The organism is Streptomyces sp. NPDC042346, from assembly GCF_055581845.1.
The window spans coordinates 244,984-266,330 of sequence record NZ_JBVJEH010000013.1; the positions used below are offsets into that span (position 1 = coordinate 244,984).

Here is a 21,347-nt window from a genome sequence, read left to right on the forward strand (position 1 = left end):
AGACCTCCCCCTTGCCCGCTCCGCGGACTCGCGCGTTACAGTCATCGTACGAATGTTCGATAAGCGGGAGGGGTGCGAGCACACCAGTGAGACAGGGCACGATCGGAGGGCGCCATGGAGGGCTTCGCCCACCTGCACACCGCCTCTGGTTATTCGCCCCGGTACGGCGCCTCCTCCCCGGCCGCCCTCGTCGAGGCCGCCGCCGCGCGCGGCATGCAGGCCCTGGCACTGACCGACCGGGACACGGTCACCGGCTTCGTCCGCTTCGCCAAGGCCTGCGAGCAGCACGGCATCCGGCCCGTCCTCGGCATCGACATGGCCGTGGCGCCGGTGACCACGACGCGTGCCGAGCGCCGCCGCACCCCCGTACGCGGCGGCGCCCACGTGCGCGAGCCGCTCCTGCGCGTCCAGCTCCTCGCGCACAGCCGTACCGGCTGGACGAGGCTGTGCCGCCTGCTGTCCGCCGCGCACGCCGCCCCGACCGACGGCTATCCCGTGGCGACCTGGGACCTGCTGCGCGAGCACACTGGCGACGGGCTGAGCGTCCTGCTCGGCCCCGCTTCCGAACCGGCCCGCGCCTTGTCTGCGGGACGCCCCGATCTCGCCCGGCAACTGCTGCGTCCCTGGCGCGACCTCTTCGGCCCGGACCTGCGTCTGGCCGCTGTCTGGCACGGTCTGAACGGCACTGGCCCCGGGTCGCTCCGGCTGGCCGCGCGCACCGTCGGGCTCGCCGACGAGCTCGGCATCCCCGCCGTCCTCACCAACGCCGTCCGATACGCGAACCCCGATCAGCACCGGATGGCCGACGTCCTCGACGCCGCCCGCCTGCTCCGCCCCATCGACCGGCGCCACCTCGACTCCGGAGAGCGCTGGCTCAAGGGGCCCCGGGAGATGGCCGCGGCCGCCGACCGCATCGCGCTCGCCGCCGGCGAGGGCCCCCGCCGCGCCCGTCGGCTGCTCGCCGACACGGCGACCGTCGCGGAACGATGCGCCCTGGATCCGCGTGCCGACCTCGGCCTGGGCCGCCCGCACCTGCCCGAGCCGCACGTGGTCGGCGCCGCCGACGCCGCCGGGGCCGCCCGGCTGCTGCGCGAGCGCTGCGAGGCCGGCCTCGTCCGCCGGGGCCTCGACAGCTCCAAGGAAGCCCGCGCCCGCCTGGAGGAGGAGCTGGACGTCATCGGCCGGCTCCAGTACGACACCTACCACCTCACCGTGGCCCAGGTCGTCGACGACGTACGGGCGCTGGGCATCCGCGTCGCGGCCCGCGGCTCGGGCGCCGGCTCGATGACCAACTACCTGCTGGGCATCGCCGCGGCCAACCCGCTCGATCACAACCTCGTCTTCGCCCGCTACCTCTCGATGCGCCGCACCGACCTGCCCGACATCGACCTCGACGTCGAAGCAGACCGCCGGCTCGAGGTGTACGACCAGATCTTTTCCAGATACGGCACCGACCGCGTCGGCGTCACCGCCATGCCCGAGACCTACCGGGCCCGGCATGCCCTGCGCGACACCGGCCTCGCCCTCGGCATCGCCCCCGGTGAGGTCGACCGCATCGCCAAGGCATTTCCTCACATCCGCGCCCGCGACATCCGCGCGGCCCTCGCCGAGCTGCCCGAGCTGAAGGACCTCGCGGACCAGGCGCACCGGTACGGGCCGCTGTTCGAGCTCGCCGAAGGGCTCGATGGCCTGCCGCGCGGCATCGCCATGCACCCGTGCGGCGTCGTGATCTCCGACGCGACGCTGCGCACCCGCCTGCCCGTGCAGCCCACCCCCGGCGGCAACTACGACATGCTGATGGCCGACAAGGAGGACGTCGAGGACCTCGGCCTGATCAAACTGGATGTTCTGGGCGTGAGGATGCAATCCGCCATGGCCCACGCCGTCGCCGAGATCAAGCGCGCCACCGGCCAGGACCTCGACCTCGACCAGGTCCCGCTGGACGACTACTTCGCCTTCAAGCTCATCCAGGACGCCCGCACGATCGGCGTCTTCCAGCTCGAAAGCCCCGGCCAGATGGACCTTCTGTCTCGTCTGCAGCCCCGAGACGTACAGGATGTTATCGCCGATATCAGTCTTTTCCGTCCCGGACCGGTGGCTGGCGGCATGCCCGCCGAGTACATCGCAGCCCGCCACGGGCGTCCGCCGGCCTACCCGCACCCCGACCTGGAGCCGATCCTCGCCGACACCTACGGCGTCCTCATCTGGCACGAGCAGATCATCAAGATCGTGGCGCTCATGGCCGGCTGCGACGACGCGCTCGCCGAACTCGCCCGCCGAGCCCTCGGCGACCCCGACCGGCTGCCGAAGGTGGGGGAGTGGTTCCGGAGCCAGGCTCTGGCCCGCGGCTACGACGAGCAGGTGGTCACGCACGTCTGGGAGAAGCTCAAGGCGTTCGGCGCCTACGGATTCGCCCGCGCCCACGCCGTGGCTTTCGCCGTCCCCGCCCTGCAATCAGCCTATTTGAAGGCGCACTTCCCGGCCGCGCTCTACGCCGGCGTCCTCGAACACGACCCGGGCATGTGGCCCAAGCGGGTCATTGTCGCCGATGCCCGCCGTCACGGCATCCAGGTGCACAACGTCGACATCAACCGCTCCGGTGCCGCCCACCGCATCGAGCCCGCCGCCGACGGCACCTTCGCCGTCCGCCTCTCCCTCGCCGAGGTCCGCGGCATCACCGACGAGCAGATCCGGCGGATCGTCGACGGCCAGCCGTACGCGAGCGTCCAAGACCTGTGGCAGCGCGCCCGCCCCGCCCGACCGGTCGCCGAGAACCTGGCCAACATCGGCGCCCTGGACGCCGTGGGCGGCTCCGCCAGCCGGCGCGACCTGCTGCTGCAGATCGCCGAACTGCACCGCCAGACCCGCAGCCGCCCTCTCGGCGACGGACAACTCCCCCTCGACCACGGCACCTCACCGACCGCAGTACCGTCCGGCCTGCCCGAGATGACCTCCCGCGAGCGCCTCACCGCCGAGCTCGACGTCCTCGGCATCGACGTCTCCACCCACCTCATGGAGCACCACCACCAACTCCTGCGCGAACTCGCTGTCACCAGCGCCCGCCGCCTTGCCACCCTGCGTCCCGGCCAGCCGGTCCTCGTCGCCGGCGTCCGGGCAGCCACCCAGACACCTCCGATCGCCAGCGGGAAGCGCGTGATCTTCGCGTCCCTCGACGATGGCAGCGGCCTGACCGACGTCGCCTTCTTCGACGACGCACACCACGCAGTCGCCCACACCGTCTTCCACAGCGCCATCCTGCTGGTCCGCGGCACGGTCCGACGCCGCGGCCACCGCGCGACCGTGACCGGCGAGATGGCCTGGGACCTCGAAGCCCTCGCCACCGCCCGACGCGACCACGGACCCGAAGCCGTCCACCACCTCCTCGGCGAAGCCGCACCACCCCCGCCCCAGGCGCCGGCGCCCGCCCCGGGACGAGTCATCCACCTGCCCAACGGCGCGCAACTCCAGGCCTGGGCCGACCTCGTGCCCGCGGGCGAGCGCACCGCGAACCTCAAGGCCTACGCCAGCCCGGGATCGGCCGGGTGATCGCCGTGCACCAGTCCTACGTCCTGCGCGTCCACGCCCTCCTGCCCCGGCCCGCCGGCTCCGAGCTCTACCCGCAGCTCCTCGACCTCCTGGAGAACATCACCCCCACCGTCCAGGCCCTCCAGCCCGACGCCGCCGACATCGAGATCGGCAGCGCCCTGCGCTTCTTCGACCGCACCCCCCACGAACTCGCCCAGCTCATCCGGCTGCGCACCCTGGCCCTGCTCGGCCTCAACGTGACCATCGGCGGCGGCCGCTCCCGCCTGATCGCGGCCATGGCCGCGGACACCACCGCCCCCGGCACCCTCACCTGCATCGACCCCACCGACACCGCAACCCGCGCCTTCCTGCGCCCCCGGCCGGTCGCCGCCCTGTACGGAGCAGGCCCCGCCACCGCAGCGATCCTCGCCCGCTACGGAATCGCCACCATCGGCCAACTCGCCGACACCCCCCTTCTGACCGTCCAGAAGATCCTCGGCGCCGCCGCCGGCCGCCTCCTGCACGAGCGCGCCCACGGCATCGACCCGCGCCCCGTCCTGCGCCAGCAACCCGAACAGTCCAGCTCCACCGGCATCGACTTCCACCACGACGAACTCGACCCCGACCGCCACCGCCAGGCAGTCCTGCACCTCACCGAACAGCTCGCCTTCCGGATGCGCGGCGAGGGACAGGTCGCCCGCCGCCTCGCACTGACCGTCCGCTACGCCGACCACACCAGCACCCACCGCACCCGCACCCTGCCCGAAGCCACCAACCACACCGTGCAGCTCGCCCGCACCGCCTACGACCTCTACGAATCCCTCGCCCTCCAGCGGGCCCGGGTGCGCGGCCTCGCACTCCGCGCCGAAGGCCTCGGCCCGGCCGGCGCCGCCCATCACCAGCTCACCTTCGACCCCGCCGACCACAAGGCCCGCCTGCTCGAAGCCGCCGCCGACAAGGCACGCACGCGCTTCGGCGCCGCTGCCGTGCGCCCTGCCTCCCTCGCCCGCCCGTCGACCACGCGGCGCCGCGATGTCAGACCCCCCGCCTAGGCTGATCGCACACACGTACGACAGGCGGAGAGGTGCTGCGATGGGCCCCGAACAGGTGCAGGAGCTGTGCACCGAGACGCTGGCCAAGGGCCCCGACATCACCTCCGCAGAGAGATGGACGGACGACAGCCGCCCCAGCGGACTCGTGATCACCTTCAGCAGCGGTGCCCGCCTGTGGACCGGGGTCACGACCGCGAACGCCGACGCCGTCGCCAGCGCCGCCTCTGCCGCCGTCGTACCCAGCGCCGCCCCGCCGCTGCCCGCCCTCTTCGACAACGCAGGGAAGATCACCCCGGAGCGAGCCGAGCAGTACCTGACAGCCAGCCTCCTGGCCGCGCAGGACCCGGCCATCACGAGCGCCTACGGCTACTCCTCCGCCTCCCCGGGGCGGCATCCCGGCATCGGCATCTACCTGGCCGACCGCACCCGCGCCTTCCTCCCGTTCGTCTACACCGCCGCCCACGGGAAAAGGCCCGCCGCGCGGGCGTTCACCATCGACGCCGCATTCTGACCGCCGGCGACGCGCGCACCCACCACCCCCTGCTCAAGCCACGCCCCCAACCTCTCGACCAGAACTGACACAGCCCAGCCCTACAGTGACGCCCACGACGAAGAGGGGACAGCGTGTACCAGAAGCTCACCGCCGGCACCGTCGGCGAGGCACAGGAGATCATCGGCCAGGCGGCCGGGGAGATCGACGCCGCCCTGCGGGCCCGCCCCGGCACGGACGAGACCGTCCTGCCGCTGCGCATGCGGATCTTCCTCGTCCTGCCCGACCTGGAAGCCGAAGGACCGGTCTCCCCCGCCAGTGCGCCGAGGGCCTCTACACCAACTTCGGCGCGAACACCGTCATCGAAGCCAAGACCATCCTGGACCGGGCGCTGAGCCGGATCAGCGTGGAATGCGCACTGCGCCCGCCCCACCGCCGGGCGAGGCATGGCCGGCCGCTGCGGGCCACCATCCACTACGACCTCGCCGACCTCGACCGGGAGGGGCCGCTCGCTGTCGACGAGTGCCTGTTCATCCCCTACGAGGGACTGCCGCCCGGGCTCCAGCCGCGCAACCTGCACCCCGAGTACCGCATCCGAGACTGGCGCCCCGAGCCCCGCCAGCCCGCTCTGCGCCCGCGCCGCACGTTCGTGCAGCGCCTGCTCGGTCTGGACTGACGAAGTACGGACCGAGGACGTCCGCCACGAGAACCAGGACCGCCGCACCGCGTCGACCCAGCCGTACTTTGCAAAGTGAGACGCGCGACATCGAATACCCGTACGCATCTGTCGGCACCAGCAGATACGGTCGAACCGCGTAGATCACCAAGGGAGGGCGCCATGGAGGCTGTCACCACAACGAGCCGCGCCGGTCGTCCACCGGGCATCCGGACCGGCGACGACGGCCTGACCGACCGCCAGCGGCGCATCCGGCGCTGCATCGCCGAGTCGATCGAGACCAGGGGCTACCCGCCGTCCATGCGTGAGATCGGCAAGGCGGTCGGACTGACCAGCACCTCGTCCGTCGCACACCAACTGATCGCCATGGAGCGCAAGGGAGTCCTGCGACGCGACCCCCACCGACCCCGCGCCTACGTACTTGCCGGGGCCGAGACGCCATCGACGATCGCGCCGGACCCTGCTGTGGTCCACGCCCCGCTGGTCGGCCGCATCGCCGCCGGCGCACCGATCACCGCAGAGCAGCACATGGACGACGTCTTCGCCCTGCCTCGCCAAGTCGTCGGCGACGGCGACCTCTTCGTGCTGACCGTGACCGGCAGCTCCATGATCGACGCACACATCACCGACGGGGACCAAGTCGTCGTCCGCTCACAGCCCGACGCCAACAACGGCGACATCGTCGCCGCCATGATCGACGGGGAGGCCACCGTCAAGCGCCTCAAGCGAGACGGCGCCAACGTCTGGCTGATGCCGGCGAACAAGGACTACCAGCCGATCTGCGGCCGTGAGGCCATCATCCTCGGCAAGGTCACTGCCGTGATGCGTCGCCTGTAGGGGGCCCGCCGGGGGAGGATGGACTGCCACGGCCCCCGGGCCGCAGGAAAGGTCCGGAGCCGCCGGCGGGAAGAGTCAGTTCCGGACGTCGGCGGGCCGGACCAGGGTGGCCATGTTGACGGTCGTCTTGACGGTGCGGAAGCCGGCCGCCTCGTGATGGGGCGCGATGGAGTGGCGGACGACGGCATGCAGGTCACGGTCGTGGCCGAAGTGCTTGACGGCGGCCCGGATCAGGTCGTCCGCCGCGTCGTCGTGACCGGGGAGGGTGTAGAGGCTCTCGAGCATGGTGCGGCGGGAGCGGTTGGCGCTCTGGTTGACGGCGCAGAAGCCGCGCAGTTCACCGTCGGGGGCCTTGAGGACGATCCAGGTCTTGGTGTCCTCGTCCCAGGGCACGCCGCCGAGGACCTTGTGCACGTCGTGGCGGGCGAGGTACGGGCCAACGATGGGGTAGAAGTCGGGGTCGCTGTTGGTCAGGAGAACAGGGGCAGGCTGGGCGGGCACAGCTTCCTCCGGGCGCTGGGCGGGGGGTGATTCAGGCGAAGGACAGCAGATAGGAGGGCTCGCGGGCGCAGCGTGCGCAGACGCGGCCGGGGATGCCGCTGGAGTCGGTGGCTTCATGACCGCGGCCGGGCCCCTCGCAGTTGTCGCAGGTCCTCCGAGGCCGCGACCCAGGCAGGGCGGCGGGGGCAGTGCAGCCGGGCCAGTGCTCGACCTCCGCGTCCCGCCCGGCCCCGATCAGGTGACCGTCGCCCGGTGCGATGTCCGCGCCGCAGACGTTGCGGCAGGCTGCGGCGCGGCGGTTGGGCCGCTGCGCTTCGGCGAGGATGACGGGCGGCTCGCCGGGGGAGGGGTGCGCGGTGAGAAGGGCGGCGGCCTTGGTGGCGACCTCCCGGCCGAAGGCGGAAGCGGCATGGATGTAGTGCCGGGTCCACAGAGCGCCGAGCACGCCGTCGGGGGTGAGGACGCTGAAGCCGAGGTGGACGTCCTCAGTGGTGTAGCGGCGGCGGGTGCGGGCGTTGACGGCGGTGCCCGTGGCGGTCTTGTCGGCGCTGAGCAGCAGGGTGCCGACGGGCAGGGCGATGTCGTCGCCGGGGTTGACCCAGTGGCCCGGCAGGGCGCCCACGCCGGTCTTGCCGGGGTGGACGGCGTCGAGGGTGCGCCGCCAGGAGGTGGGCCGCATGCCGTCGGGCACCGGGGGGACGGTCATGCGTACCCAGCCGTCGGGGACACGGGCGCCGGGCACCGGGCGCCGGTCGGCGTTGTTGCTCATGACTGCTCCCCGGGGGTACGCCCGCTCTGTTCGGCGTCGGGTGTGGCGAAGGGATCGGTGTCGGCTTCCCAGGCTTCGGAGAACTCGGCGTCGGCGAACGCGGCGGCCAGCCCGCTGACTTGGGCCAGGCGCGTGACCTCGTCGCGCTGCATGCCGAGGTTCTTCTCGAACCAGGCGAAGTCCTTCCGCTCGCGCATGAGCTGGAGGACCATCTCGGACAGGCCTTCGATGGTGTGCACGCCGCGGGCGGCGTTGTGGCGGATGGTGGCGGCCTGGCGGTCTTCCAGGGCCTCGCGATCGGTGTTGATGATGGTGATCGGGAGGTAGCCGTGCACGCGCTTGGCCACCGTGGGGTCGTGCTTTCCGATGAGGTGGCGGTGGAAGCCGTCGACGACCTCGATCGGCGTGGCCGTCTCTTCAGCCGGTGCGGCGGGCTCGTTGGGGGTGCCGGCGTCGCCGGGCCGCCAGGCCACGATCGGCTGGGTGAAGCCGTCCGCGGTGATGGAGTGCTTGAGGAGGTCCATCTGCCTCGGGGCGACCGCGTTGGGATTGTAGGAGTTTCCCTCGACGGTCTCGGCCTTCTCCCACAGGACCAGGTCCACAGGCTCGTCGGCAAACGGGCTCTGCTCGTGCAGCAGGACGCGCAGGGCGTTGAGGGTGCTCACGCGCTCGTCGAGGGGGAGATCGGCGAGCGCGTCGATCAGCGGCCGGGCGGCGTCGATGATCTGCGCGCCGGTGCCGTGCTCGGGTGGGGGCGGCGTACGCCGGGCGGGCCTCCTGCCGGGCGCCGGGCTCACGACGGCGTTGTCCGGAAGGGGGATCTCGAGCGCGGTCTGCTCGTTCACGGCGTCTTCCTTGCGGGGCATGGTCGTACCAGCGGGCCGGGCGGCGGGGGGTGTGGTCTCGGGGAGGTCAGACGGTGCCACGGAACCCCCACTCTTCCTTCCTGATCTGCATCCGCTTCCTGTACTCCGCGTAGGAGTTCTTGTTCTTCGGCGGGGCCATGGCGAACTCCTTGCACCAGTAGTCGTAGGACAGCAGCATCTTGACGATCCGCTTCCAGGAGGGGGTCTTCTTGTCGAAGGGCCCCTCATCCGGGATGACGCCGTCGGTGTAGCCGTTGTTCTTCTGGTGCCAGCGGATGAAGACGGCGATCTTGATCCGGAAGTGCTCGGCGGTCTCCGGCGGCATCGACGCCAGCAGGTTCTGGGCGAACTGCTCCCAGGTGATCGAGTCCGGCTTGGTGACCTTGACCCGGCCGCTGACGTTGCCGACCTCGCGGGCGGTGCGGGCGCCGAACTCGGCACCCTGGACGCGGGCGGCGACCATGCCCCAGGTGTGGGGCTCGATCAGCTGGTACAGCCATAGCCCGCGCTTCTGGTCGTCGCCGTACGGCTGGCACAGCCTCATCTGGTGCAGGGTGAGACCCGCCTGGTGCATGCGGTCGTAGACCGCGTTGTACGGGACGTGATGCCGGCCGTTGAAGGCCCAGATGTCCTCGACGCGCCAGTCGTAGATCGGGTAGCCGTTGAAGACGCGGGCGCTGATCATCGTGGTCCACGGCAGGCCGTCGTGACGCTGCTTGCGGCGGCTGGCGATCGTCCGGTAGCGGTTGAGGGACTCCTGGGTGCGGATCCCGACGAGGCAGGCGGTGATCTTCCCGCCGTGCTGGCGGGAGTACCAGTCGCCGAACTTCGGCACGAAGTCCTCGAACTCCATGCCGTACTCGTAGAAGTCGAAGAAACCCTGGTCACCGATGGCCTCGGCGGGCCGGGGGCGGACCCAGGCGTCCTCCTTGCCCGGCTCCCAGCACGTCCACTGCGGCTCGAAGGAGGAGACAGCGTTACGGAGGTTGATCGGGAGGGCGACCCAGTAGACGTCCAGGACGTCCTCGTGCCGCTTGAGCATGAGGCGGATGTAGTCCTCGGTGAGCTGGTACTGGGCCTCCAGGTCGACGATCAGGACACCGAGGCGGCGGCCGCGCCGGCGGGCCTCGTTCGCCGCGAGCTCCAGCAGGACACCGGAGTCCTTGCCGCCGGAGAACGACACGTACACGCACGGGAAGTCGGTGAAGAGGCGGGCGATGCGCTGACGGGCGGCGGTCAGGACATCCATTCCAAGGCCGCGGCGAGCCATGCCTGTACCTCCTCTTCGGTGATCTCGACGATGTCGCCCTCGGCGGTGACCCGGACGAACGCGCGGTGCTCGGCGGTGACGCGGGCGCCCCGGCCCAGACGTCTGCGCACCGCGCGCCAGTCCTTCGCCGGGGGCCCCAGCGGGCTGGAGACCTCGTAGACGCGGCGGGGCCGCAGGGTCCAGGCGTCCAGGACGCCGCGGTGCCCGTGGGCGTCAGCCTGGTCGTAGTCGGTCTGCGGGCGCAGGAACTCGCGGGTCAGGCCGTGACGGGGGTCGTGGCCGGTGATCTCGGCGACCCAGCCGGTGTCCCCGCAGATGCGCTCGACGACCTGGCGGGCGAGGAAGGTCCCGCCGTCGGGGCGGGTGGCGAGCGCCTGGTCGAGCTCGGCGGCCAGCAGCGGGGCGGCCTCCATCCAGGTCACGGCCCGCACCAGGGCCAGTGTGGAGCCGGCGCCGGTGGTGCGGGTATCCAGGACGCGGGAGAGGACGGTCATGTAGCCGGTATCGGCGAGGATCCGCCCACCGGGCAGGCCTTCGGGCAGCGCGGGTTCGTTCGCGGCGGGGGTGTGCCAGATCCTGCGCACCTGGCCCGGGGCCCAGTCGGTGCTCTCGCGGGCGGGGACGCGGACACTCCAGCGGGGCAGGCCGTCGGCCGGGAGCGCGCAGTGGCCCGGGGCGTGGTGGGGGCCGCGGTCCCAGTAGCCGGTGCCGGCGGGGACGGTGGTGCGGCACTCCAGGCACCAGGTGGCGGTGCGCAGAGGCGGCCCGGGCAGCGGCTGGTCGGGGCAGGCGCGGTGGGCGGGCCGGTAGAAGCCGGGCGCTCCCGGGGCCGGGGCGAGGAGGCCTTCGCCGGCGGTGACCCAGCCCGAGCAGCGCGCGCAGCGGCCCGCGTCCGGGTTGACGCCGAACGGGGGGACGGAACACGGGCGGCAGGTGGTGACGTGACCGGCCGGGGTGCGGTGCGCGAGGCCCTGGCCAGCGGGCAGCGCCCGGTCGCAGGCCCGGCAGACGGCGGGGGCCCGGTTCGGCTCGGCGAGGACGCGCACCGTGTGGCCGGCGGCGTCGCCGGAGAGCAGGGCACGCAGAGCGTTGATCTCCCGGGCGCCGAGCGGGCTGCGCCGCTCCCACCGTCCTGCTTCTTCGAGCCCGTCCGGGGTGGCGCGCAGGGCGGTGATCGTCCAGCGGCGGGGGGCGTCGTGGACGTCGACGGCCAGGACGAGCGCACCGCCGGGGAGTTGTGCCCGGGCGCCGGGGGCGAGCCACAGGCCGTCGAGGTCCCGGACGGCGCGGGCCTGCGCGGGCACGGCGGTGACCACGAGCCGCCAGCCGGACACCGCACCGGGGCCCGTGCCGGGGATGTCGGCCGGGACGGACGGCACGGCGGCGCGCTCCGTGGTGCGGGTGGCGTTCACGCCTGCTCCGGGGACGTGCCGTCCGCAGCCAGTTCGGCGGCGCGGCGGGCGGGCCCCCGTTGCCCGGCCCGGCGGCGGCGGGGCCACCAGGCGTGGACCTCGGCGTAGTGCCAGCGCTTGGGGTCGGTGCCGGGGGCCGGGCGGGGCGCGCTGGGATCTCTGCGCAGGGCCCGGGAGAGGGTGTCGTCGCGTACGCGGAGGTAGAGGGCGAGGTCGGTCAGGGGCAGCGGGTCGGGGGAGACCTCGTCGATGGGGAGGGCATTGCCATCGCGCGGCGCCCTGACCAAGCGGGCCCGTGCGGCAGCGGCGCGATGCTCCTCGATCAGCTCCCGGTCGTAGCCGATCTCCTGCTCGACCCACTCATGGCCCTTGTCGGCGACTAGGCGGTCGATGAGCTCGGAGAGGGTCTCGCGGGTGGTCATGGGCCCTGACTCGTGGGGGTGGCGGCGGACCGGTCGATGGTATCGCCGCCCCCCGCAGAGCAGCGATCTCCTCGTCAGGCACCTCGGGCCGAAGGCTGACCTTGCACGAAGTCGGCGCATCAGAAACGGGCCTCCGGTGGTTTCGGTACGACGCTCACGGACCTCAGAGATAGCACGAATTAAATAGCAAGTGCTGAGAGTTGCCATTTTTTTCGGATGCTGTCAGGGTGCATGGCGACGCATTCTCAACAGGCGTTTCGAGCGCCGACGAAGGAGGGGCTGTGGCGCACTTCGACCTGCTCACACGGCCATGGCTTCCGGTCGTGACCAGCGAGGGGCCGGCGCGGATGACGCTGCGCGAGGCACTGGAACGGGCGCACGAGACGCAGCTGGCCGCACAGTCGCCGGAGCACGCCGCGCTGCTGCGGCTGCTGCTCGCCCTGTACGCCGCCGCGGACCGGCCCGCCGACCAGGAGCAGTGGGACGCCGCCTGGCGCGCGCCCGCCCTGGACACCGACCGCATCGGCGCCTACCTCGACGCGCACACCGACCGGTTCGACCTGTTCAGCAGCGACCGCCCGTTCTGGCAGTCCGCCCACGTCACCGAGGCGACCCAGGACGTGCGGGGTCTGGACGTGGCGGCCTGGAGCTCGGGCGCCCCGCAGTTCGCCCAGCACCTGCTGAGGGAGCCCGCGCCGGTGGACGCGGCCGACGCGGCGGTGGGCCTGGTGATGCTCCAGGCCTGGCACCCGGGCGGGATCCGCACCGGGCATCCGGCCGACCCGGCCACCCGGGCCGGGAAGGTCTACGGCTCCAAGCCCGGCCCGCTCAGCACGATGACCCACCTGCGGATCACCGCCGCCTGCCTCAAGGACGAGCTGCTGCTGAACTGTCCGCCCGGCATCCGGGATGCGGGCGACGCCCCGGTGTGGGAACGCGACTCCTCCACCGCCCCCATGCACAAGCGGGAGGCGTCCGGGCCGCTGGACTGGTGGACCTGGCCGACCCGCCGGGTGCGCCTGTTCGCCGACGACGCCGGCCGGGTGAGCGGGATCGCGCTCCACGACGGCGACCGGCCCGACAGCCCCGACCAGTCCGCAGCCCGCTTCGACCCCGGCGCCGCTCTCACCGGGCGCGGAACGAGACTCGCGGTCGCCGACGGCGCCGGGCACCTGTTGCCGTGGGCGCCGGCCACCCTCCTCGACACCAGCGCGGACACCGGGAACTGCGCGGTCCTCGACCACGTCACCTCGGCCGCCGAGCGCGGCACCGTGCCACCCGACCTGAGGGTGGAGGCGGCCGTCCTGCGGGCCGAGCACACCACCGGGCACCGCGCCGCCCTCTCCGGGATCATCCACCTCCACGCCCCCCTCGGCCCGGCCGGCACCCTGGCCGACCCCGACCGGCGCGCCCGGCTGGTGGAAGCCGCCCGCCTGCCCTGGTGGATGCAGCGGCAGATCACACACAACGCCGCCGACGCCCAGGGCCTGCTGGCGAAAGCCGTCCAGTCCCGCGCGGACCTGTCCCTCGCCCCGCACCTCACGGCCGGCTGGGAGGAGTTCACCGACGACCCCGACGCCGAGACGGACCGGTGGGGGGAGTGCCTGGCGCGGGCCGCGCGGCAGGTCGCCGGGGCGAAAGGCAGCGGCAGCCGGTCCCTGTCCGGCGCCCGGATGTACGTCGCCGCGCTCGGCGCCCTGGAAAGCCCCGCCCCGACCACCACAGAGGACCTGTCCGTATGACCACGCCCGCCCCCCAGAGCACGCCCCGGACCGCCGAGGCTGTCCGTGACGTCACCGACCGGCTGCTGGCCGGTCTGCAGGCCCGCCTCGCCCGGGGCATCGACCGGGGTGAGAAGGCCATGCTCAGCCGCAACGATCCGCCCGGCGATCCCGGCCTGTGGCTGTCGCTGCGGCTGGAGGACCTCCACGGCAGCACCGGCGCCGGCCTGAGCGAGCAGGACTACGTCGCGGCCGCGACCGCGGTGACCGCCGCCGCCCAGCTCTGGGCCCGCACCGACATCCCCCACGCCCGCTCGACCGCCCAGCGCGTCACGCTCCTCGGGCACGTCGTCGCCCGCATCGTCCGCGACCGACCGGCCGCCGAGGACGACCTCGCCCGCGCCCTGCGCTGCCACACCCTCGACGAGCTCCTGCCCCGCCTGCGTCCGCTCCTGCGCGGCGCCACCCGCCTCGACTTCGCCCAGCTCGCCGCCGACCTCTACACCTGGCAGCAGCCCGACGGCCCCCACCGCACCACCCAGCAGTGGGCGACCGCCTACGCCCGGGCCAAGAACCGCGCGCACCGCGCCCCCGCCCCCCGTTCCTGAACCCACCACCCCTGCCGAAGCGAAAGGCCCCTCCACCATGAGCGTTCACCTCGTCCTGCACGCCCTGCAGACCCTGCCCCCCAGCAACATCAACCGCGACGACCTCGGCACCCCGAAGACCGCCGTCTACGGGGGCGTGCCGCGGGCCCGGGTCTCCTCGCAGTCCTGGAAGCGCGCCATGCGCACCCACTTCACTGCTGCCGACCTCATCCCCGAGAAGGACCTGGCCGTACGGACCCGCCACGGCATCCGCCTGCTCGCCGACGCCCTGCGCACGCTGCGCCCCGGTCTCGGCGGTGAGCAGGCGGCCGCCATCGCGGAGAAGGTCCTCACCGCCGCCACCGGCGCCAGCCCGGACACCGCCGCCCGGCGCCCGGACTCCGCCGCCCCCGCCACCAGGGAGATCCTCTTCCTGGGCCGCCGGCAGGTCGAGCGCCTCGCCCACCTCGCCGCCGAGGGGGCCGACGACATCGCCGCCTACCTGAAGACCAAGGCCAACGTCACGGCCCTCAAGCAGGCGGTGATGTCGAAGGACGCGGTCGACATCGCCCTGTTCGGCCGCATGGTCGCCGCCGAACAGGACCTCCGCGTCGACGCGGCCGTCCAGGTCGCCCACGCGCTCGCGGTTCACCGCACCACCGTGGAGACCGACTACTTCACCGCCGTCGACGACTTCACCTCCGACAGCGGCGCCAGCATGATCGGCCGCGGCGAGTTCGTCGCCCCCACCCTCTACCGGCACGCAGTCCTCACCGGCCCCGACCTCGCCGCCAACCTGAGCGACTACGCCGACGCCATGACGCTGCAGCAGGTGACGGCCGCATTCGTCCGCGCCTTCACCGAAGCCGTGCCGTCGGGGAAGATCACCTCCCACGCCCACACCACCCGGCCCACCGTCCTGATCGCCACCGTCACCGGCACGCCCTTCAACCACGTCGGCGCGTTCGAGACTCCCGTCGCGACCGCCGAAGGCGGGCACCTGCCCGCGGCCGCCGCGCGCCTGGCCGAGCACTTCACCGCCACCGAGACCGCCTACGGCGACCCGACCGCCCGCTCCTGGCTCCTCACCACCCATCCCCAGGCCACGGAGCCCCTCCACGCCGCCACCGAGCGCGTGCCCACCCTCACCGCCCTCGCCGACACCGCCGCCGCCGAACTCGCCCGCCGCACCAGCGCCATCCGGGAGTCCGTGTGAGCGTCCTCGTCCTGGTCCTCGCCGGCCCCCTGCAGTCCTGGGGTGCCGCCGCCCAGCACACCCACCGCGACACCCAGCCCCACCCCACCAAGTCCGGCGTGATCGGCCTCCTCGGCTGCGCCGCCGGCCTGGAGCGCACCGACACCGCGGGCCTGGCCGAACTCGCGGCCCTCACCTACGCCGTACGCACCGACCAGCCCGGCACCCGGCTGCGCGATTTCCACACCACCCACACCCGCGACGGCCGCCCCATGCCGCTCTCCAACCGCTTCTACCTCGCCGACGCCGCCTTCACCGCCGCGCTCGCCGGGCCCGCCCCCATCATCGACCGCCTCCAGCAGGCCCTGCGCAACCCCGCCCACCCGCTCTCCCTCGGCCGCCGCTCCTGCCCCCCGGCCCGCCACCCCCTCCACAGCGTCCACCCCGGCGCCACCGACCCCGCCGAGATCCTCGCCACCTTGCCCTGGCAGGCCGCCCCCTGGTTCCAGCAGGCCCACCCCCGCCACCGCATGACCATCCACCACGACACCCGCCCCACCAACCCGGCCGCCCGCCTCCACCACGACCACCCCGCCGACTTCACCCCCGGACACCGCCGCCACACCGCCCGCGCCGTCGCCACCCTCACCCTCCCCGCCCCAGGGCCCGACCGCCCCGACGGCCCGGACTTCTTCGACGCTCTGGACGAACTGAGATGACCCACCTCACCCGCTGCCCCCTCAACCCCGTTCGCGCCCGGCGCCTCACCGGCTCACCCCAGCGCCTCCACGCCGCCGTCGCAGCCGCCTTCCCCCCGCCTCCCGGCGGACAGACCATCGGCCACCGGGTCCTGTGGCGGCTCGACGAGAAGGACCACCAGCCGACCCTTCTCATCCTCAGCCCGACCCCGCCCGACCTCACCCACCTCGTCGAACAGGCCGGCTGGCCCCGCCTCGCCACCCCCGACACCCCCGGCTGGGACACCCGCCCCTACACCCCGCTCCTCGACCACCTCCACACCGGCATGCGGCTGCGCTTCCGCCTCACCGCCAACCCCACCCGCGCCATCTCCCGCCCCGGCCGGCGCAGCGTACGCACCGCCCTGACCACGCCCGCCGACCAGATCCAGTGGCTCCTCGACCGCGCTGCCGCCGCCGGGTTCACGATCCCCGTCGACGAGCGCATCTCGCCCGTCGCCCCCCGCGTCACCGTCAGCGCCACCCGAGCGCTCCGCTTCCCCCGCACCACCGACTCCGGCGCCCGCCGCGACGTCCACCTGCGCACCGCCACCTACGACGGCCTCCTCGACGTCGTGGACCCCGATGCCCTCCGGCGGACCCTCACCGACGGCATCGGCCACGGGAAGGCGTACGGCTGCGGCCTCCTCACCCTGGCCCGCGATACCGCCTGACCTCACTCGGGCCGGACCAGGACCCCTCGGCTCGGCTGGCCCACGAGGAAGCGCCGGGCGCCGTCGCACGCGCTGTGTGAATTCAAACCCTCGTCGCGTGCACCGGGCTGCACTGCACATGGATGGCGCTCAATTAGGAATGTTTCCGCTGCGTTCGGCGACCCCGGACGCATAACGCGCAGAGCAGCCTTCGGCCCGCCCCCTGCCGAATTCCACCTCATTCATCAAAGGCTGCCGAAATATTCTATCTGCTACCTATTGTCCAGCACTTATGTACTCCATGCTCCGTCTGCGGGATGACCATCCTTGGCATCCGAAATCGCCGGAACTTATCCACAGGTGTCCTCTCCTAGCTTTCCAGACGTGCGCTTTCCGCCCAGGCTGACGCGACGTCGCAACCCTGCCCGTCGTGCAGGCGGATGGCTCATGCAGCAATGCAGCCCACTGCTCAGGAGACGACGAATGCAGACCAAGTTCATCCGCCGCGCCGGCATCGCGGTGGCCACCATCGCCATGGGCGCCACGGCCACCCTGGCCGCCGCGCCCACCGCACTGGCGAGCACCCCCTCGCAGGCACCGACGACCCTGGCCGCCGCGACGAACACCTGCCCCACCTGGACCGTGCACGGCAAGGGCGTCAACTTCCGCAGCGGGCCGTCCACCGGCTACCGCGCGATCGGCCAGCTGTACACCGGCGACTCCGGCACCAAGGTCGCGAGCAGCGGCTCCTGGATCAAGATCAGGCTCGACCACAGGTCCAAGACCGGCCTGAAGACGGGCACGACCGGCTGGGTCAGCAAGTCCTACCTCGAGCAGTGCGTCTACATGCAGCTCGACTGATCCCCGGCCTGCCGCGTCCCGCGGCTACACCGCCGTGAAACGGATTCCCGGCCGGGCACTACCCCCCCTGCCCGGCCGGGACCGGCCGAGGACCGCCCTTCAGCCCCCGAAGCGGCGTCCGGCCCCGCCCCCCCTTCCTCCGAGAGCGGGGCCCGTCCCGGCCACCAGGGGGTGCCGCCTTCCGCGCCGGCGGCACCCCCGCCCCTTCATCACCTCACGGCGCCGCCCCATCAGCGCCGCAACCCCAGCTGGAGTCTGTGTGTCCACCACTGCCGCGCCGGTCGACCGACCGGACCAGGCCGGGACCGGAACCACACGCCGATGGCCGGCGGCGATATGGACGCTGATGGCCGGCACCTTCCTCGTCCGCGGCCTCGGGTTCACCTACCCGTTCCTGCCCTACCACCTCAACGAACTGCACCTGTCCACCCGCACCGTCAGCACCACTCTGGCCGTCTTCGGCGTCGGCTGGCTCTTGGGCTCCGTGATGTGCGGCTGGCTCGCCGACCGGATCGGCCACCGGGCCACCCTCATCACGACCATGCTGCTCGCCGCGGTCGCCCTTCCCCTCCTCGCCCAGGCGCAGGCTCTCCCCGCGCTGGTCGCCGCCGCCTTCACTGGCGGCATCGTCTACGACGCTGCCCGCCCGGTGTTCACCGCGGCGATCGCCGACACCTTTTCCGACGACGGCGCCCGCGCCGCCGTCAACGCGTGGCGCCACTTCGCTGTCAACGTCGGCGCGGCCGTCGCCGGAACCGCCGGCGGAATGCTCGCCGCCCCCCTTGGCATCCCGGTCCTGATCCGGGTCAACGCCGCCGCATGCCTGCTCTTCGCTCTCCTGGCCTGGCGCTACCTGCCCTCCACCCACCGCCCCCGCCCGTCCAGCGGCAGCCGGGCCGGTGTCTACCGTGCCGCCCTGGGCGATCGAGGCCTGTGGCTGCTGCTCCTGGCCAGCCTCTGCGCCCTCACCTGCGTCGCAAGTCTCTTCTCCTCCCTGCCGATGCTCATGGCCGAAGACGGACTCGCCGCCGCTGACTACGGCTGGACTCAGACCGCGAACGCCGGAGCGGTCCTGCTGCTTTCCCCGCTCCTCAACCGCTGGCTCAACCGCCAGGCCCAAGGCGGCAGACCCATGACCGGCCTCTTCGCCGCCAGCTCCATCCTTCTGGGCATGAGCATGGGCGCCGCCGGCTTCGCCTCCACCACCCTCGGCTACGCCGCCACCGCCGCCCTCGCCGTCCCTGGCGAGATCGTCGTCTTCGTCGCGGCGTCCGACCTGCTCAACCGACTCTCTCCCCCCACCGCCCGCGGCCTGTACGCGGGCATATGGGGCACCACGCTCGCCGGTGCCGTCATCATCGCTCCCGCACTCGCGGGATGGGCTCTCACCCACGGCGGCGACCAACTCGCCGCGGCGACCACCTTCACCGTCGGCCTCGTCGGCGCCGCGCTCGTCTGGCCCCTCGCCACCCTCATCCGCCGCGCCCGACCCCAGCCCACCCTTCCCTGACCGGAGCCACCGCCATGCACCACCACCGCCCCGCCCTGATCGCCCCGGGGGCCGGCGACCGCACCTACCGGGCCTTCCCTCCCCAGAGGTTCGCCACGCGCCACGATCTCGGCCTCCTTGACCAGCCGCCGGGTTCGGCTGGCCCAAGGACTGCAGAACCTCGCCGCGCCCGCCCGCACCACCGGGTACATGCGCTGAGCGCGAGCGCCGAAACGCACAAGGGAGCGACGAGTTGAACCAGCCGGGCGTCCAGGCCGCCTCCTACGGGATCGGGGCGATCTTCCCGATCGTCGTCCTCGACCAGGCCCACCGGTGGCACCGCCCTCACCACCCCGGCCTGCCCGAACAGCAGGCGGACGACGCCTACGGAATGCTCGTCCTGCGCTGGACCGGCCCGTCCGGGGAGGAGGGCGAAGCCCCCACGCTGCTCATGACCGCGGCCACCCGGGCCCCCGCCATGCCCCCGAACCCCGCCGAACTCCAGGCGCTCCACACGTCCCTGCCACCCCGCTTGCACCTGATCGATCTTCCGGCCCGGTACGTCATCGGGCCGTGGTCGCAACGGCCGGGCGCCGGTCTGTCCGGCCCGCACCGCGCCGCGTAACACCCGCTCGCCCACGACTCCTCGGAAGGTCCCGTGTCCTTACACTCCCGCGCCTCCGCTCTCCGCCAAGCGTCGCGTTCCGGCGGTCCTCTGCCAGGCCCCGGCTCACACGTCGGTTGAGCTCCGAGATCATCGAAATACGGCGGAAGATATCCACAGGGGCTGCAATGAAGAATTCACTTCAGCGGACCGAATACGGATCGTTTCCGGTTCCGCTGAAGGCTTGCACTCCCCAGAAACCCGCTGACCGCGGGATCGGAAATCCGGTGTCCCGCCCGGACTGCTGACACCGTTCCCGCATACGTAAGGAAGTCGCCACTGTGACCCATTCCGACACCGCCGAAGTCGCTGTCATCACCCCGACCCGGCTGCGCGCGGAGCGAGTCCCCTACCTGTTGGAGTTGTACGCCAGCCTTCAGACGCAGGGCGTCCCATTCCAGTGGGTCCTGGCGCTGGACGGTGTGCCGCTCTCGAAGCTGCCCGCAGTCCTGAGGGAGGACCCCCGCGTCGTCGCCGTGCCGTTGCCCCGCGCCGTCGGTGCCGGCGCCGCCCGGAACTTCGCGTTGAACGAGGTCACGACTGCCTGGTGCACTACGGCTGACGATGATGACCTCCTGCCGGAAGGATCGTTGTCGCTCCGGCTCGAGCACGCGCGCGCCCACGGCCTGGGATGGTGCGCCGGCTGGTCCGCCGACCTGCACCCGGACGGCTCGACCACGACCTGGCACTGCCCCACACCGCCTGGCTTCCACGAGCCCGGCGCCGTGTGGCGGTTCTGGAAGACGCCCGACTCGACGATCCCGATTGGGCCCACCACCCTGCTTGCCCGCACCGACCTCATTCGCGGCAGTGGTGGATATGCCGCCCTCCCTCAAGGAGAGGATTACGCCTATCTGGTGGGCATTACGGGTGGTGCTCCCGGGGCCCTCCTGCCAGCCGTGGTCTATCACTACCGAAAACACTCGGAGCAGATGACGGCTCATCCCTCGTATCCGGCGATGGAATCGCGGGCGCGCGTGTTCGCGTGGAGGCACGGTCAGCACTTGGCCGCACTCCGCGAGGGTTTCAAGGAAACCGCGAAGTCGGCTTGAAGGAAGCAGACATGACCAACCAGCTGGACCCGTGGCACCCCGATTACCGCGAGCCGAAGATGGAGCCGGAGCCCGAGGAACCGTGTGAGGGGTGCATCTGGTGTCGTCTGGCGAAGGCGAAGTTCGACCGGGTCCTGGACGGCGCCGACTATTCGTGGGCGTGCTACCGGGACCCCGAGCAGTTCAGCTACACCGCGAGCGGTAGCTACCTGCACCGCACGACCTGCGGCCGCGTCCGCCGGCAGATGCCTGCCGACCATGTACGCCCGGAAGGGGAGGCGTACGACCGGGCCCTGCAGAAGTGGGCGCACGAGCACCACGACTACAACACTCCGGAAGCTGAGGAGAGGTACAGCCCTCACCTGCGGCTGTACATCATGAGCCCGGCCGGGGCCCGCCAGTGGATCGCGGAGAACACCGGGCCGCGCGGAGGACGAAACTACCGGCTGTGCAAGGAGTGCCGGCCGAGCGAGCCGTGACGACAGCTTCCTCTGTGACCGGGAGCCACGGGCCTGTCGCGATGCCATCCGCAACCCGTGCTGCTGGTCGTCCTCGACGGCGATGACGG

22 protein-coding genes are annotated in these 21,347 nt (G+C 72.3%); 16 read left to right on the forward strand and 6 right to left on the reverse strand.

All coding sequences use genetic code 11. The annotated features are described in order from the left end of the window. Positions 1-114 precede the first annotated feature (114 nt). From ACZ6K0_RS38220 to lexA, 6 genes are all read left to right on the forward strand, one after another. The gene (locus ACZ6K0_RS38220) at positions 115-3,546 is read left to right on the forward strand and encodes a DNA polymerase III subunit alpha (RefSeq protein ID WP_469578167.1); all 3,432 of its coding nucleotides are present in this window, start codon (positions 115-117) and stop codon (positions 3,544-3,546) included. A 5-nt stretch (positions 3,547-3,551) separates the two neighbouring features. After that, the gene (locus ACZ6K0_RS38225; RefSeq protein ID WP_469578169.1) at positions 3,552-4,577 is read left to right on the forward strand and encodes a DNA polymerase Y family protein; all 1,026 of its coding nucleotides are present in this window, start codon (positions 3,552-3,554) and stop codon (positions 4,575-4,577) included. A gap of 40 nt (positions 4,578-4,617) precedes the next feature. Beyond that, positions 4,618-5,088, forward strand: coding sequence for a hypothetical protein (locus ACZ6K0_RS38230; protein ID WP_469578171.1), 471 nt, complete (start codon positions 4,618-4,620; stop codon positions 5,086-5,088). Between the two features lie 113 nt (positions 5,089-5,201). Continuing rightward, complete coding sequence (locus ACZ6K0_RS38235) at positions 5,202-5,462, forward strand: hypothetical protein (RefSeq protein ID WP_469578172.1); 261 nt, start codon at positions 5,202-5,204, stop codon at positions 5,460-5,462. A gap of 11 nt (positions 5,463-5,473) precedes the next feature. Further along, positions 5,474-5,743: a hypothetical protein gene (locus ACZ6K0_RS38240; protein WP_469578174.1), complete on the forward strand. Its 270-nt coding sequence runs from the start codon at positions 5,474-5,476 to the stop codon at positions 5,741-5,743. A gap of 75 nt (positions 5,744-5,818) precedes the next feature. Next, positions 5,819-6,580, forward strand: coding sequence for a transcriptional repressor LexA (gene lexA / locus ACZ6K0_RS38245; RefSeq protein ID WP_469578175.1), 762 nt, complete (start codon positions 5,819-5,821; stop codon positions 6,578-6,580). A 75-nt stretch (positions 6,581-6,655) separates the two neighbouring features. Here the strand turns inward: lexA and ACZ6K0_RS38250 are convergent, their stop codons facing one another. The 6 genes from ACZ6K0_RS38250 to ACZ6K0_RS38275 form a co-directional block, all read right to left on the reverse strand. Continuing rightward, positions 6,656-7,081 (reverse strand): hypothetical protein, encoded by a 426-nt coding sequence (locus ACZ6K0_RS38250; protein ID WP_469578176.1) that lies wholly within the window; start codon positions 7,079-7,081, stop codon positions 6,656-6,658. Between the two features lie 31 nt (positions 7,082-7,112). Next, entirely contained in the window at positions 7,113-7,850 is a 738-nt protein-coding gene (locus ACZ6K0_RS38255; protein WP_469578177.1) for a hypothetical protein, read from the reverse strand. Then, entirely contained in the window at positions 7,847-8,695 is an 849-nt protein-coding gene (locus tag ACZ6K0_RS38260) for a ParB N-terminal domain-containing protein (RefSeq protein ID WP_469578179.1), read from the reverse strand. Before ACZ6K0_RS38260 ends, ACZ6K0_RS38255 begins: the two co-directional genes overlap by 4 nt. 67 nt (positions 8,696-8,762) lie before the next feature. Continuing rightward, positions 8,763-9,986 (reverse strand): DUF3440 domain-containing protein, encoded by a 1,224-nt coding sequence (locus tag ACZ6K0_RS38265; protein WP_469578181.1) that lies wholly within the window; start codon positions 9,984-9,986, stop codon positions 8,763-8,765. Next, a complete protein-coding gene (locus ACZ6K0_RS38270) occupies positions 9,953-11,398 on the reverse strand; it encodes a hypothetical protein (RefSeq protein WP_469578182.1) in 1,446 nt (481 codons plus the stop codon). The genes ACZ6K0_RS38265 and ACZ6K0_RS38270 overlap by 34 nt, the downstream gene beginning before the upstream one ends. Next, on the reverse strand, positions 11,395-11,820 hold the full coding sequence (locus tag ACZ6K0_RS38275) for a hypothetical protein (protein WP_469578184.1): 426 nt from the start codon (positions 11,818-11,820) through the stop codon (positions 11,395-11,397). The genes ACZ6K0_RS38270 and ACZ6K0_RS38275 overlap by 4 nt, the downstream gene beginning before the upstream one ends. Positions 11,821-12,101: 281 nt before the next feature. Here ACZ6K0_RS38275 and casA point away from each other — a divergent pair, with 281 nt between their 5' ends. From casA to ACZ6K0_RS38325, 10 genes are all read left to right on the forward strand, one after another. Beyond that, positions 12,102-13,562: a type I-E CRISPR-associated protein Cse1/CasA gene (gene casA / locus ACZ6K0_RS38280; protein ID WP_469578186.1), complete on the forward strand. Its 1,461-nt coding sequence runs from the start codon at positions 12,102-12,104 to the stop codon at positions 13,560-13,562. Beyond that, complete coding sequence (locus ACZ6K0_RS38285; protein ID WP_469578188.1) at positions 13,559-14,149, forward strand: type I-E CRISPR-associated protein Cse2/CasB; 591 nt, start codon at positions 13,559-13,561, stop codon at positions 14,147-14,149. The genes casA and ACZ6K0_RS38285 overlap by 4 nt, the downstream gene beginning before the upstream one ends. A gap of 37 nt (positions 14,150-14,186) precedes the next feature. Then, positions 14,187-15,344: a type I-E CRISPR-associated protein Cas7/Cse4/CasC gene (gene cas7e, locus ACZ6K0_RS38290; RefSeq protein ID WP_469578189.1), complete on the forward strand. Its 1,158-nt coding sequence runs from the start codon at positions 14,187-14,189 to the stop codon at positions 15,342-15,344. Beyond that, positions 15,341-16,042 (forward strand): type I-E CRISPR-associated protein Cas5/CasD, encoded by a 702-nt coding sequence (cas5e, locus tag ACZ6K0_RS38295; protein WP_469578191.1) that lies wholly within the window; start codon positions 15,341-15,343, stop codon positions 16,040-16,042. The genes cas7e and cas5e overlap by 4 nt, the downstream gene beginning before the upstream one ends. After that, positions 16,039-16,734 carry a type I-E CRISPR-associated protein Cas6/Cse3/CasE gene (gene cas6e, locus ACZ6K0_RS38300; protein WP_469578193.1) on the forward strand — a complete coding sequence of 232 codons (696 nt, stop codon included), beginning with the start codon at positions 16,039-16,041 and terminating at the stop codon, positions 16,732-16,734. The genes cas5e and cas6e overlap by 4 nt, the downstream gene beginning before the upstream one ends. 462 nt (positions 16,735-17,196) lie before the next feature. Continuing rightward, positions 17,197-17,574, forward strand: a complete 378-nt coding sequence (locus tag ACZ6K0_RS38305) for an SH3 domain-containing protein (RefSeq protein ID WP_469578195.1) — start codon at positions 17,197-17,199, stop codon at positions 17,572-17,574. Positions 17,575-17,833: 259 nt separating this feature from the next. Then, on the forward strand, positions 17,834-19,084 hold the full coding sequence (locus ACZ6K0_RS38310; RefSeq protein ID WP_469578196.1) for an MFS transporter: 1,251 nt from the start codon (positions 17,834-17,836) through the stop codon (positions 19,082-19,084). Positions 19,085-19,316: 232 nt separating this feature from the next. Next, positions 19,317-19,688, forward strand: a complete 372-nt coding sequence (locus ACZ6K0_RS38315; RefSeq protein WP_469578199.1) for a hypothetical protein — start codon at positions 19,317-19,319, stop codon at positions 19,686-19,688. 320 nt (positions 19,689-20,008) lie between these two features. After that, positions 20,009-20,779, forward strand: a complete 771-nt coding sequence (locus ACZ6K0_RS38320) for a glycosyltransferase family 2 protein (protein WP_469578202.1) — start codon at positions 20,009-20,011, stop codon at positions 20,777-20,779. Between the two features lie 11 nt (positions 20,780-20,790). Beyond that, positions 20,791-21,258 carry a hypothetical protein gene (locus ACZ6K0_RS38325; RefSeq protein WP_469578204.1) on the forward strand — a complete coding sequence of 156 codons (468 nt, stop codon included), beginning with the start codon at positions 20,791-20,793 and terminating at the stop codon, positions 21,256-21,258. Positions 21,259-21,347: the final 89 nt, after the last annotated feature.